Genomic DNA, 12544 nt, shown 5'->3' with positions numbered 1-12544 from the left:
GATGACGTCATTCCCGGCGAGACCGTCAAAAACCTCGGATAGGGCATTGCCATAAAGTGTGTCATTTCCATTGGTTCCAGTAGGCATTTTCCTTCTCCCCATACTCTCCATGACAATGACATGGAGAAAACCAACTGAATTGCGATTAGCATGAGGGCGTGAAATGGCCGTGAAATCGGTGTTAGTCCACGCGGAATAACGGAGAGGATTTCGGTTGGAGGTTATGAAATCGATTGCGATATAATTATTCTGATTAATCAAGTGATTGTCTGAAAACTTCATCGAAATTCGATTCCGTTTCGACAACCGGATGAAGCGCCTTTTACTTCGTCTAAAAACAGATCGAAACGAGCGATCGTTTAATTTTCCGCCCAGCTATATATCGGGAAACAATCGCGGAATTTTCGAAGGGATTCCAGACTCCGTCAGAAAGCGAAAAATCCGGGCGTCAGTTCAGGCCGGCTTTTCGCAGCCCTTCGACGTAAAGCTCCAGATCCTCGACATGCTGGAGCGGTGGAACCTTGCGCCAATGCTCGATCGTAAAATTCGGGTGAACGCGCATGACCTCGGCGGCGTGGTGGCTGGCCTCGCTCATCTGGTCAAGCATGGCGTGGCTTGCCGCCAGCAGGCGATGCGCCTCGGACCGGTCGCGCATCCGGTTCAGGGTTCCGATGGCCTTTTCGTATTGGCCGTTGTGGAAATAGGCGTCGCCGAGGAACCAGAGATAGGAATCGGGATGATAGGGGTTCAGCCGGATCGCCCGTTCCAGAAGCTGCACCGCCCGGTCGCCCTGCCGGACATAGGCGAGGCAGTCGCCCATATAGGCGAGCAAGTCGGCATCGTTCGGGTTGAGGCTGATCGCATGTTCATAGGCGGCGATCGCCTCGCCATGTTGCTTGAGGTAGAGATGCGAGAGGCCCATCTCGGAAAACCCGCGCGAGTCCAGATTGTCGCATTGGACCGCCCGCTTCGCCAGAACCAGCGCCTGGTTCAACGCGGTTTCGGGATTGCTGGCCCAGTTATAGCGCCATTCGACATTGAAGGTCCGCGACATGGCGGCATAGCTGCGGCCATAGGCGGGATCGAGGTCGCGGGCCTGCTCGAACAGGCGCCGCGCGTGCAGGTTGGCATCGGGCAGGAAGCGCAGGCCCATGTCCTGCCCGCGCAGGACAAGGCCATAGGCATAAAGCGCGGGGTGGTTCTGTTCGGCCAGCCTGCGCCGTTCGGTGGCGTCGATATGGATGGCGACGCGCGCTGCCGTCATCGCGGCGACATCGTCCTGGAAATCGAAGATGTCATGCATGACACCGTCATAGCGTTCCGACCAGATGGTGTTCTCGCTCTCGGCCTCGATCAGGTCGACGGTGATGCGGATGCGGTTGTCGCTGCGGCGCAGGCTGGGCGAGAGCAGATAGCGCACCCCCAGCCGCTGCCCGATCTCGCGCAGAGAGCGGCAGCTGGCGGCCGCGATGATCGAGGAATGCCGGGCAATCACCATCAGGTTGCGGAACCGGCAAAGCGTGGTGATCAGATCGGCGACGATGCCCTGGCACAGGTAGAGGTCGCCCGGATCGCCCGAAATATTCTCCATCGGCAGGATCGCGAGGGAGGCGTCGGGCAGCGCCTCGCCCGAGGGGCGCGAGGGCAGCATCACCTGTTCCTGCCGCGGCGCGGCCGGCACATGCTCGACCGAGAACACCTCGACCGGGGCCATGATGTTCTTCAGCCGCTTGGTGCCGAGCGAGCGCAACCGCAGGCTGTTGTCATTGCGGATGATCTTGTAGACGGCGTCGGTGATGCAGATCCCGCCGGGGGCCGCAAAGCTCTGGACCCGCGCGGCGAGGTTGACGCTGTGGCCATAGACCCCGTCCTTGCCCGCGAACGTGTCCCCGACCGAGATCCCGACCCGATACCAGATCGGCTCCGCCCCATCGGTCCAGGCGACCTCGCGGGCAAGCTCGCGCTGCATCTCCAGCCCGAAATGCAGGGCCTTCTGCACGCTTTCGAAAACCGCGACCAGCCCGTCCCCGGCCGTATTGACGACCGAGCCGCCATAATCGGCGGCAAGGCTGCGGATCAGGGTGAGCGATGCGGTCAGGCGCGCCAGCGTTCCCGCCTCGTCGCGCTCGATCAGGCCGGTATAGCCGTGGATGTCGGCATAAAGCACGGTCAACAGCCGCGGTCCCGACAGGTCGGGCTGCGTGATCATCTGTTCGTCAGGTTCCGGTTGCCCCTGCCCCGGGTCGTTCATGGGAATGATTCCGTGATGCCAGCAGCAAGAATGAACACTGCGGCGTGACCGTCAAGCACGGCCGGCCCCTCATTAACCGGGGCGCTGCAGGTAGTATAGACTAAACCTCGGGAAAATATCGAAAATGAGAAGTGACATGCTTAAAGTTGCACCTATAATCCCGACATGAACGAATGTCCGAATTTCGGGCTGAGGCCCGCCTGTCGCGATGAATTCGCCTTTGCCGAGGCGATCCACATCAATGCAATGCGCCCACTGATGGAGCAGCTTGACGCCTGGGACGAACCGATGCGCCGTGCGGCGATACGACGCTCGTTCAAGGCGGCCGATTCGCAGATCATCACGCTTGACGGCCGCGACATCGGCTGGACCCAGGTGACCGAGCGGGATGAGGACTATAACATCGCGCAGATCCAGATCCTCGAAGAGTACTGCGGCCGCGGCATCGGCTCGTGCATCATCCGGGAATTGCTGGACCGGGCGGCGCGCGAGGGAAAGACCGTCTCGCTCTCTGCGGTCCGCACCAATCGCGCAATCGAGCTTTACCTGCGCCTGGGTTTCCGCATCATAGACCCCGCCGCGACCCCGATCATCGACATGGTCTGGACGCCCGGTCAAAACTGACCCTGACGGGTTGCCCCTTTCGCGCATCACGAAGGCCAAGCAGATGGTCCCCAGCAGTCCGTTTCGAGGCAATGACAGCGCGAAGCGCCACCGCGACGGCTCGCATCGCATCGTTGCGCCCGCCGAAACCGTGGCGAAGGTCACGGCGCTGATGCCGCAGCTGGGAATAACCCGGGTCGCCAATGTCACCGGGCTGGACCGGATCGGCATTCCCGTCGTGATGGTCTGCCGCCCGAATGCGAGGTCGCTTGCCGTCTCGCAGGGCAAGGGCTGTGATCTGGATGCCGCCCGGGCCTCGGGCCTGATGGAGGCGGCGGAGCTTTACCATGCCGAGCATATCGAACTGCCGCTGAAACTCGGCAGTCTGGCGGAGCTGGAGGGGACGCATCGTTTCGCCGATCTTGGCCGGATGGCGCGGATCTCGGATAATTTCCACCGCCATCTCGTGACCCTGTGGGTCGAGGGCACCGACCTCGTCTCGGGCGGGGCGCGGTGGCTGCCCTATGAATCGGTCAGGGCGAATTTCACCCTGCCGCCACCGCCCGGCAGCGGCTGTTTCGATTGCAGCACCAATGGCCTCGCCTCGGGGAACAGCATGGCCGAGGCGGTGAGCCACGCGATCTGCGAAGTGATCGAACGCGACGCCATCACCCTCTGGAATGCCGGAGGGAACGCGGCCCGCGCCGCGACCGGGCTTGATCCCGAAAGCATCGACGATCCGGCCTGCCGCGCGCTTCTGGACCAGATCGAGGCGGCTGGTTTCGACGTGACCCTGTGGGAGATCACCAGCGATACCGGGGTGCCGGCCTTCTTCTGCCTGATGACCGACCGGCGTGATCCGTTGCAGCATCTGGGGATCGGCGCGGGCGCGCATCCGGTGCCGGGCATTGCGCTGTCGCGCGCGCTGACCGAGGCGGTGCAGGTCCGCACTACCTATGTCGCCGGGGCGCGGGATGACCTGTCGCACCGGGAGTACTCCGCTCTCGGGCGGGCCGAGAAGGCGCGGCTCGCGGCGCGCTGGAAGGAGGAACACCGTCCGCTTGGCGATTTCCGCCGGATCTGCGGGCATGTCTCGGACAATCTGGGCGAGGATATCGACTGGCTTCTGGAGCGTCTGGCAGCGGTGGGCATAGGTGAGGTTCTGGCCGTCGACCTGAGCAAGCCCGCCCTTGGCCTCAGCGTGGTCAAAGTCGTGATCCCGGGGCTGGAGGGGCCGGACGACCATCCGGCCTATCTGCCCGGCGCCCGCGCGCGCCGTGTCATCGAGGGGCGAAAATGAGCGTCATCGTCTTTGCCGGTCCCTCGCTCCCGCGGCGGGACCGCCTGCTTTATCCCGAATTCACCTTTCTGCCCCCGGTCCGTCAGGGCGAGCTTTATGCCGCGGCGCGCACCCGTCCCCATGCGATCGGGGTGATCGACGGGTTTTTCGATGGCCAGCCCGCCGTCTGGCACAAGGAGGTGCTGTGGGCCCTGTCCGAGGGGATCGCGGTCTTTGGCGCCGCAAGTATGGGGGCGCTGCGCGCGGCCGAATTGCATGGCTTCGGCATGTCCGGGGTCGGTCGGATCTTTGAAGATTTCCGCGACGGGCGGCTTGAGGATGATGACGAGGTCGCCTTGCTGCATGGCCCTGCTGAGGCGGATTACGTCGGATTGAGCGAGCCGATGGTCAACATTCGCGCCACGATCGAAAGCGCAGAAGCGCAAGGGCTGCTGGATGCGGAAACCTCCTCGCATACCCTGTCGGTGGCGAAGGCGCTGTTCTATCAGGAAAGGAACTGGCCCTCGATCCTCGATGCGGCGGCCCTGCCCCCGGCCCTGCGTGAGAAGTTCTCCGGTTGGCTCACCAAGGGTCGGGTGGACCAGAAGCGGCAGGATGCGCTTGCGCTGCTGGAAGCCCTTCGCCATCGGGGCGACGAAGCCCCGGTCGCGCCTTTTGTCTTCGAATGGACGGAGGCATGGGCCAGCGCACCCTGGCTCTCAGCCGAGCCACAGGACGAGGTTGCGGATGCCGACGCCATCCTGAACGAATTGCGCCTGAACCCGGCGGCCTATCACCGCGCGCGGTATGAGGCGCTTTTGCTGCTTTTGACGCGCGAGGTGGCGGCAGGTTCGCAAGACGGGACGGATCAGGCCGAGATCAGCCGGGCCACCCGTGATTTCCGCCTCTCGCACGGCATGATGCGGCAGGCCGATGTCGATGTCTGGAACGCGCGGAACGATATCGACCGGAACCGCTTCGCGCGCCTGATGAAGGGGCAAGCAGAATTGCGCGGGTTGCTGCGCGAAAGGGATGCCGAACTGCGCGGCCTGATGCTGGACGGGCTGCGGCTTCGTGGCGATTACCCCGAGTTGCGCGAGCGTGCGCGCGCCAAACGGCAGGCAACGGCCGCGGATGCGGGGCCGGTCCTTCCGCCCCCTGCCTTGCTGGCCTGGTATTTCCACCAGCGTCTTGGAGAGCCCTATCCCGAGGATCTTGCCGCCTATGTCCTGGAACTGGGATTTCCCGACCTTGTCGCATTTCGCGATTTCGTCGCCGCGGAACATGCCTATTCAACCTTGCCTTCCCTAAGGACGGCAGAGGGCTTCTGCCCGGAAGCCCTTGCGAATACGCAAGATTAGATCGACAGTTTCGGGGTGATGCGTTAACCATTGCGCATCCGCCGCAAGTCCGAGAACCCGGATGCGCGGCGTGACGGTCCCCGAGTATCAGTTATGAGAAGTTCCAAGATGCCCGAAACCTTGCTTACTTCCTCGTCCGTTCTGCTTTTTGGCCGCCTCGTCGAGGATCTTGCCATCAAACCCTCCGATGGGACCGCGGATCCCCATTCCGGCGCACCGGGCCATCTTGCCCGGCAGATGCAGGCGGAGGATCCGAATTTTGCCCGTATCTACGGCTTTGGCCTTGGCGGGATTTATCATGTCCTGCCATTCCCGGCGCTTTTCCTGGTCCATGGGCGGGGAACCCCTGCCGCCGACGCGATCGCGGGCCTGAAGAACCCGCCCAAGGAGGCCGAGGCGCGCGGAACCGAAGCCGAACCGGCCGGATTGCTGCTGCCGGAAGATCTGGTCGCATGGACCTATGACAAGGGCGACTTCTCGATCCGGCTGGATATCCAGACCGGCACGCTGGAAGATCTGCTTCTGGGCAAGGGACCGGACGGACCGGAGGCCCGCGGCATGAGTGCCCAGGGGATGAGCGTGCAAGGCATGAGCATTCAGGGAATGAGCGTCCGGGGCATGAGCCTGCGCGGTGGCAAGAAGGACTGACCGGGAATGCCTGTCCCGGTCAGGCAGCCTCAGGCACGAACCGTCGATTTGCGATCGGTTTCCCGCAGGGCCGCAAGGCCCTCGGAGCCGCAGAAATCGGCGACTTCCTGGCTGAGGCTGAGCGATATCGAAAGGTCAACGGCGGTGGCATTCCAGGTCCGCGCGTCCGATTTCAGACGAGAGACAAGGCCGCCGCGATGACCCGGACGGTCTGCCAGCCGGGCTTGCTTGCGGTAATCCCCGGCAAATTCACCCAAAGACTTGTCGAGATCGCGAAGTGCGCCCTCAAGCCGGGTGGCAACCTGGGTATGTGCGCTTGCTTCGGTGGCAATCGCGAGGGCCGCGGCAACCTGCGGCGTCGTCCGGGCAAGGGCATCGCTTTCGTCGCGCAACCGCTCGATCAGTTGGGCCAAAGCGGGCAATTCTCCGGCCGGGAACCGCGCCAATGCCGAAAGATCGGGCATCGTCCCCGTCCCCGCCACCCGGGTCGCCTCGATGAGCGCGATCCCGAGATCGCGACGCTGCTCCATCGACAGGTCGTGCCGCTCCTCCAGAAGGACGGCAATGGCATTGCCAAGGTCGAAGGCAATACGCTCGATCTCGCCGCAACTGCGCATGACGGGACCGTCGCTGCCCTCGACCCGGTGCAATTCAGCGGCCAGAGCCCCCCAGAGGCGCTGCTCGCTGAGCCGCATGATACCCGCGCCGCGCGGCCAGGTCCGGGCGTGGCCGCGCAGGATGCTGCAACAGCGATCCATTTGCGACGCGACAAAGCTCATCCCCGAACGAAGCTCCGACGGGTTTTCGACCAGGGCGCTGGTGGCTTTCGCCACGGATTCGACCTGCATCATCAGGCTCTGCGTTCGCGGAACCAGATATTGCAGGCAGTAGCGCGACATTGCCGCAAGATTTGCCCGGGCGTCGAATGTCGCCCGGGCAATCGCGCTGCCCGGGTCGGCAAGGGCCAAATCACCCTGTCGATCGTGCATCTGGGCCCTTGCCTGCAAGTGAAGCGAAATTGCGCCCACCTGAACAAGAACCTCGCCAATCACGCTGAGGGGGTCGTTCGCGCGGGAAATAGCAACACTGATACTCGTCATGGTGCGCGCTCATGTGATTGTGGAAGTTCTGCATCCTTTTTGCCTCACGACTCGGTGCAAATCTGTGCGCGAGCGCACAACCACAGATTTTCTGTGGTCAATTTGATGACTTTCGATGCGGACACGACCCGCAGGAGGTGTCTGCGGTGACACGACTGAAAGATCTTGAATGGTTTTCGGGACTTGCCGAAACAGAGCTGGCGCAGATCGATTCCGCCTGCATCCATCGCGGCTTCACGCAGGGGCAGAGGATCCTCGAACGGGGTGATCAGGGCCGGACCGTTCTTTTTGTCCTGTCGGGACAGGTATTTGCGGTGCAATGGACCCATACCGGACGCGAGATCATCTATAGCGACATCGGCCCCGGCAGCGCATTCGGCGAGCTTTCGATCATTTCCGGCGCGCCGCGCTCGCTTTCGCTTTATGCGCGAACCGATTGCGAATTGCTGGAAATGCCCGGCCCGGTGTTCCTCGGCTTGATCGACACCCATCCGACGGTCCGTCAGGCGGTGATGCAAGGGCTGGTGCGGCGGGTCCACGACCTGACCGAGCGTGTGCAGGAACTGACCGCGCTTGGGGTCGAGGACCGGCTGCGCGCCTATCTGCTGCGCGTCGCGCTGGAACAGGGCGAACTGGCCCCCGGGCTGACGCTGCTTGACCTGCCGACCCATGCCGAGATCGCAAGCATCATCGGCGCCAACCGCGAAGCGATCAGCCGCAGTCTGGCGACGCTGAACCGGCTGGGTGTGATCGAGTCGGGGCGCAAGTTCCTGCGCATCCTGCAGCCCGAGGCGCTGATGCAGGCAAATGAGAGCTAGAGCCCGGCAGGCATTCGCGCAAGTCGTTGAAATAAAACGCTCACGACCTGCCCAAAAGGCCAGCTTTCGGATGGCCCTGGCCAATGATAATTGATCAGTCAGTCAAGAGTGGTCTGTTTCACGAGTTTCGAAGAACCTGCCCGGCCTGGCCGGGCAGTTTTCGTTCTGGCCGCTCCCCCTTCGCGAAGCGCGTTGCATCCGGGCGAAACGCAACCCCCGAAACACCTGCGGATAATGGCGTGAGTTTTCACCTCGCAGGAGCGATTCATGCCGAGCAAAGCAACTGTCAGCGGTATCCTGATGGATGCCACCCTGTCCCCCATCGCCAAAGGAAAGATCATCGCCACCCTGAACGGTTCGGACATATTCGATGGCGGCATCCGGGTCGTCACCCAGAAGGTCGAAGCGACGACCGGTCCGAACGGCGAATGGTCCCTCGACCTGATCGTCAACGGAGAGGGTGACGCCGCAAGCACAAGCTGGACCCTCGAAGGCTACAACCAGTTCGTCTCGCGGGTCTTCGAGGTGAAGTCCCTGTTCATCGCGACAGGCTTGCCTCAGACCCTCGGGGATCTTGAAAAGACCTCGCTGCAGAACCTGAAGGCTGCACGCGAGGGCGCCATGTCGCGGCTGATCATTGCGAACCATTTCAGCGAATACGAGGCGCTGCCGCCCGGACAAAGGCGCGATTCCGACATCGTTCTGGTGCGGGGGGCCTGACATGACCATCATCATTCTCGACCAGATCCATCCCGCGCTTTTGCGTGGGACCGCCGCTGTGCATATGGCCGATGCCCAGATCGAGATGTTCGATGCGCTCGGCAATCGCATGTCCGGGCCGGCGCCCGCCATCCTGCCCGTGGTCACCGAAAACCCGCGCATCCTGCCGGAGACGGCGGCTCTGGGGCAGAGCATCAGCCTGAACCTCGGCGCTGCGGAAGGGTTGCCGGCGCCGATGGCCGAATGGGATTTCACCCTCGATGGTGCCTCGATGCGCGATCAGCTCGACGGCGATGCCATGACCATCGAGTTGAGCCTGCCCGGAACCTATGCCCTTACGGTCAGGTGGCGCAACATCGCGGGCGTGGTTGCCGCCGCCGAGGTCGTGCTCGCCGTCTCCGCGCCGGTCGCGCCGTCGATCGACTATGACAATCAGATGCTTGCCTATTTCGACGCCGATACGCCCTATACCGGCACAGCCGAAGATGTTGCGACGGTCGTGATGCGGGGCACCGGCGGTTATGTTTTCGGCAAGACCGGCAGCGGGACTACGATCCGTTTTCAGCCCGAGGGTCTGGTCTTTGGCGACGGCGTCTATCTGCAATCCCAAAGCCTGACGAACCAGCCGACCACCGACGGGCTGTTTGCCGTCGTGGAGATGACGCTTACCGGCTACGGCTCGAATATCGGGCAGATCCTTGACGGCACCGGTGGGCATATCAAGATCCGCAACAGCTCCGGCACGATCCAGACGGTCGGCGCCGACGATACCTCGGTCAACCTGACGCTGGGGGCCGTGGCCTATGGCGCGCGGATGATCTTTGCGGGCCAGATCGACGATGTCGCCGATCTGCTCAGCGGCTATGACGCGGCTGGCAACCTGCTGTCGACGCCGCATACCGGCCTGACCGATCCGGCGCCGAACCGGATCTCGTTCGGGCGCTATCTGAACGGGACGATCCACCGGATGGCGATTGGCGGTCGTGCCGAGGGGCAGGAGTTTCCCGTGACCATGCGCGAGGTGGTTGAGGATTTTCGGCAGGGGGCGTGACGGCCCCCAGACCTTCCGTCACCTCGCTCGAGATCATGCCCGCCTATGGCCAAAGCGAAAACCGTCCCCTGCCCGATGCGCTGTCCGCAGACCTCGACGCCGCGACCAGCGAACTTGCCTATTACACCTATGGCATGGTCGACGAGAACGGCGCGATGATCGGACCATTGGGTGCCGGTCTGGCCGAGATTGATCGGAAAAAGCCCGCGACCGGCTTCATGGCGGCGACGGGGCATGGGCGGATCTCGCCTGCCTTCGCCTTCCAATATGCCCGTGCGGCGCAGTGGAGGGAGGACGGCGCGACAGGGCGGGGCGTGGTCATCGGCGACAATGGCTTCGGCGGCCGGGTGATCCGCGAATGGCTGCCCGAGGATGCCAGCCCGATCGGGCGGAACCAGTTGCTTTGGATGCGCGAGAACGCCCGTCTTGCGGACGAGTTTCAGATCAGCATGGCCTGTCCCTATGTCTTTCTGTTCCAGGGCACCAGCGCCAAGGACCAGCCCGGAGCGGCCTATCGGCAGGAGTTCGAGGCGGCCCATGCCGCGACCCTGGCCGAGGCGCGGGCGCTCTTCGGGGTCGAGCCGCGGCTTGTCGTCGTGGTGAACGGGGCGGATGTGAACAGCATCGGCGACGTTTACGAGACGCCTGCCGCGCAATACCGGATCGCGCTGGATCATGGCGGGATCATTGCGACCTGGCAGCGCATCTTCCCGATCGCGGATCGGAATATCCATCCCTCGGGGCAAAGCCAGGTGCTGATCGGCGAGACCTGCGACTGGGCCGCGCGTGAGGTCGAGGCGGGACATCCGTGGAACATCACTTATGCGGTCCGAAAAAGCGGCGCAGTCGTGACAGTCCAGTTCAACCTGCGCCCCGGCGAGGTGCTGATCGAACGGCCGGATCTTTATGACGCTTTCGGAGGCAAGGCGACCTGCCCCGATTTCGGCTTCGAGGCGGAGGGCGGGATTCTGGAGGCGACCCCCGATTTCGCCGGCGGAAGTGTCAGGCTGACGCTTGCCAACTCCCGCGCTTCGTGGTTGCGCTTTGCCCATCAGTCGCAGGATTGCTACGCGATGACGGACGGTGTCGGCGTCTCGATGTCTGCGCATCGCAGCACGCTTTTCGGCTCGCATTCACGGCCGAGCCGGTTCGTCGCCGGCGAGACGCTGTGGCGGCCCCTGCCCGGCTTTCGGGGCCGATTCGAGGGTGAAGGCTTCCTCCCCGATCAGGGATGAACAGGGGCGCCTTGGCTGGGCCATCCAGGGCCCGGCCGGAGGAGCGGAACTTCATTCCCTTGCCAGCCTCAATCGGGCTATGCCCGCAGCGAAGAAGGCGCCGCATCGAGCACGTGCCGGCCGTTCTTCACATGGCGCTCGACCAGTTTGGCGATCCGCCTCGGCTCTGCCAACCGGCGGGCGGTCGGAGGAACATAGGTCGGCATGTCGATTTCGGGGAACAGCAAGGCGATTTCCCGCCGCGCCTCGATCCCCAGCGCCCTGAGCGCCATCCGGCCAAGCAGGAGGGTTTCGCACGGCGCGCCGTTGGCGATGACGATCTCATGCCCGTCCAGCAGGAGATGGAAATACTCGACCGAGCTGTCGCTGACGACCTCGACCCCCGGCAGTCCGAGGAGTTTTTTGGCGGGAACCAGCACTTCATCCGTGTCAAACATCTGCGCGACGATGCGCGAGGAGAGCATGATCCGGTGCTGCGGCGAGACGACCAAATCGGTTGCGGGCAGGTCCGGCCCCAATGCGCCCGCGCGGATGCGGATCGGGCACAGGTTCGGCTGGCGCCGCAGCGCGGAGGTGCTGACGGCGCGATTCCCGATCCACTGGATCGCCTTTGCCCCGTGATCGAGGGTCTGGACAAGGTCGCCGACCCTAAGTTCCTCGACCGGGCGGGGGCCGTCGGGCGTCTCGATCAGCGTGCCGTGGGTGAAACAGATGACGACCAGATCATCGGTCACGAATACGGGTTGGCCATCAACCGCCTGCGGGACGACAGTGAAATCACCCGCCGCTGGAAAGCCTGCGGGATCGCTGGTCATGGTCAGGTTTCCGTTGGACAACCTATGGACCTCCGTGGTGCCATCGGGATAGTCATAGACACCAATCGGGCCGTTAAACCTCACGACGTTCCCGTTATACTGGGGATCGACCTGCATCATTCGCTGGTTCGCATTCTCGGCATGCACCCAGTATTCTGGTGTGCCATCACCGTTCACGTCGATGTAGAATGACTCGATGGGCGTCTGGTTGATGAAATAGCTATCGTCGTCACCGTCACCATCCACGTCGGCCGTGCTGATATTCTCGTCGGGGACGGTCAGGGTGAGGACTGCGGTATCAATAACGCCCGGCCCGAGACTCTCCAGAAAACTGACGAGCGGAAGCGGATCGTCCGAGTCGAGAGTGAAGGTATTTTCGCCCGTAATGTCTCCGTTCGCGAGAGCGTTAGCGGGGATGTCATAGCTGGCCATTTCACGCATCCATTCTGGATAATGATGCATTCCATGCTTCACATCGAACACGATTCATTGATCTCTGCAAAGAACTTTGAGGCGTTCGCGTTAGGCTCCAGACCCATTGATTTCGTGCCTTTGGCGTGTTTCAGGCTCCGCAAGGAGAACTGACCGATGGGCAATTTTTTCTGGCTGAGCGAGGCGCAGATGGAGCGGCTAAGGCCCTTCTTTCCCAAGAGCCACGGCAAG

The 12544-nt window shown here is 63.0% G+C and carries 13 protein-coding genes; 8 read left to right on the top strand and 5 right to left on the bottom strand.

Annotated elements, in window-relative coordinates:
* Together VNQ78_RS19975 and VNQ78_RS19970 are read right to left on the bottom strand one after the other, a co-directional pair.
* A partial coding sequence (locus VNQ78_RS19975; protein WP_325693287.1) for a hypothetical protein occupies positions 1 to 282 on the bottom strand: 282 nt, incomplete at its 3' end.
* A 166-nt stretch (positions 283 to 448) separates the two neighbouring features.
* Positions 449 to 2251, bottom strand: a complete 1803-nt coding sequence (locus VNQ78_RS19970) for an adenylate/guanylate cyclase domain-containing protein (RefSeq protein ID WP_325693284.1) — start codon at positions 2249 to 2251, stop codon at positions 449 to 451.
* A gap of 165 nt (positions 2252 to 2416) precedes the next feature.
* Between VNQ78_RS19970 and VNQ78_RS19965 the strand changes: the two genes are divergently transcribed.
* From VNQ78_RS19965 to VNQ78_RS19950, 4 genes are all read left to right on the top strand, one after another.
* The gene (locus VNQ78_RS19965; protein ID WP_325693281.1) at positions 2417 to 2875 is read left to right on the top strand and encodes a GNAT family N-acetyltransferase; all 459 of its coding nucleotides are present in this window, start codon (positions 2417 to 2419) and stop codon (positions 2873 to 2875) included.
* A gap of 43 nt (positions 2876 to 2918) precedes the next feature.
* On the top strand, positions 2919 to 4154 hold the full coding sequence (locus tag VNQ78_RS19960) for a YcaO-like family protein (protein WP_325693279.1): 1236 nt from the start codon (positions 2919 to 2921) through the stop codon (positions 4152 to 4154).
* Positions 4151 to 5494 (top strand): TfuA-like protein, encoded by a 1344-nt coding sequence (locus tag VNQ78_RS19955; RefSeq protein ID WP_325693276.1) that lies wholly within the window; start codon positions 4151 to 4153, stop codon positions 5492 to 5494. Before VNQ78_RS19960 ends, VNQ78_RS19955 begins: the two co-directional genes overlap by 4 nt.
* A gap of 108 nt (positions 5495 to 5602) precedes the next feature.
* Positions 5603 to 6142: a hypothetical protein gene (locus VNQ78_RS19950; RefSeq protein WP_325693274.1), complete on the top strand. Its 540-nt coding sequence runs from the start codon at positions 5603 to 5605 to the stop codon at positions 6140 to 6142.
* A gap of 29 nt (positions 6143 to 6171) precedes the next feature.
* Here the strand turns inward: VNQ78_RS19950 and VNQ78_RS19945 are convergent, their stop codons facing one another.
* Positions 6172 to 7131 carry a hypothetical protein gene (locus VNQ78_RS19945; protein ID WP_325693272.1) on the bottom strand — a complete coding sequence of 320 codons (960 nt, stop codon included), beginning with the start codon at positions 7129 to 7131 and terminating at the stop codon, positions 6172 to 6174.
* Between the two features lie 257 nt (positions 7132 to 7388).
* On the opposite strand from VNQ78_RS19945, the gene VNQ78_RS19940 reads away from it, so the two are divergent.
* The 4 genes from VNQ78_RS19940 to VNQ78_RS19925 all read left to right on the top strand — a co-directional run bounded on the left by VNQ78_RS19940 (position 7389) and on the right by VNQ78_RS19925 (position 11066).
* Complete coding sequence (locus VNQ78_RS19940) at positions 7389 to 8060, top strand: Crp/Fnr family transcriptional regulator (RefSeq protein WP_325693270.1); 672 nt, start codon at positions 7389 to 7391, stop codon at positions 8058 to 8060.
* Between the two features lie 267 nt (positions 8061 to 8327).
* A complete protein-coding gene (locus tag VNQ78_RS19935) occupies positions 8328 to 8780 on the top strand; it encodes a hypothetical protein (protein ID WP_325693268.1) in 453 nt (150 codons plus the stop codon).
* A gap of 1 nt (position 8781) precedes the next feature.
* Positions 8782 to 9831, top strand: a complete 1050-nt coding sequence (locus VNQ78_RS19930) for a hypothetical protein (protein WP_325693265.1) — start codon at positions 8782 to 8784, stop codon at positions 9829 to 9831.
* Complete coding sequence (locus VNQ78_RS19925; protein WP_325693260.1) at positions 9828 to 11066, top strand: hypothetical protein; 1239 nt, start codon at positions 9828 to 9830, stop codon at positions 11064 to 11066. Before VNQ78_RS19930 ends, VNQ78_RS19925 begins: the two co-directional genes overlap by 4 nt.
* Positions 11067 to 11143: 77 nt before the next feature.
* Here the strand turns inward: VNQ78_RS19925 and VNQ78_RS19920 are convergent, their stop codons facing one another.
* A complete protein-coding gene (locus VNQ78_RS19920) occupies positions 11144 to 12343 on the bottom strand; it encodes a Hint domain-containing protein (protein WP_325693257.1) in 1200 nt (399 codons plus the stop codon).
* A gap of 8 nt (positions 12344 to 12351) precedes the next feature.
* Positions 12352 to 12544, bottom strand: a 193-nt coding sequence (locus tag VNQ78_RS19915) for a hypothetical protein (RefSeq protein ID WP_325693254.1), incomplete at its 5' end; no start/stop codon positions are given.

This window comes from Paracoccus sp. (in: a-proteobacteria), from assembly GCF_035556475.1.
In the GTDB taxonomy this organism is placed as follows: Bacteria; Pseudomonadota; Alphaproteobacteria; order Rhodobacterales; family Rhodobacteraceae; genus Paracoccus.
Note: the sequence above shows the minus strand (reverse complement) of the source record. Positions and strands in the feature narration are given on the sequence as shown.

Excerpts from the sequence above, each read along its gene's own strand:
- VNQ78_RS19970 (WP_325693284.1), bottom strand. The coding sequence starts at position 2,251 with ATGAACGACCCGGGGCAGGGGCAACCGGAACCTGACGAACAGATGATC.
- VNQ78_RS19965 (WP_325693281.1), top strand. The coding sequence starts at position 2,417 with ATGAACGAATGTCCGAATTTCGGGCTGAGGCCCGCCTGTCGCGATGAA.
- VNQ78_RS19960 (WP_325693279.1), top strand. The coding sequence starts at position 2,919 with ATGGTCCCCAGCAGTCCGTTTCGAGGCAATGACAGCGCGAAGCGCCAC.
- VNQ78_RS19955 (WP_325693276.1), top strand. The coding sequence starts at position 4,151 with ATGAGCGTCATCGTCTTTGCCGGTCCCTCGCTCCCGCGGCGGGACCGC.
- VNQ78_RS19950 (WP_325693274.1), top strand. The coding sequence starts at position 5,603 with ATGCCCGAAACCTTGCTTACTTCCTCGTCCGTTCTGCTTTTTGGCCGC.
- VNQ78_RS19945 (WP_325693272.1), bottom strand. The coding sequence starts at position 7,131 with ATGCACGATCGACAGGGTGATTTGGCCCTTGCCGACCCGGGCAGCGCG.
- VNQ78_RS19935 (WP_325693268.1), top strand. The coding sequence starts at position 8,328 with ATGCCGAGCAAAGCAACTGTCAGCGGTATCCTGATGGATGCCACCCTG.
- VNQ78_RS19930 (WP_325693265.1), top strand. The coding sequence starts at position 8,782 with ATGACCATCATCATTCTCGACCAGATCCATCCCGCGCTTTTGCGTGGG.
- VNQ78_RS19920 (WP_325693257.1), bottom strand. The coding sequence starts at position 12,343 with ATGCATCATTATCCAGAATGGATGCGTGAAATGGCCAGCTATGACATC.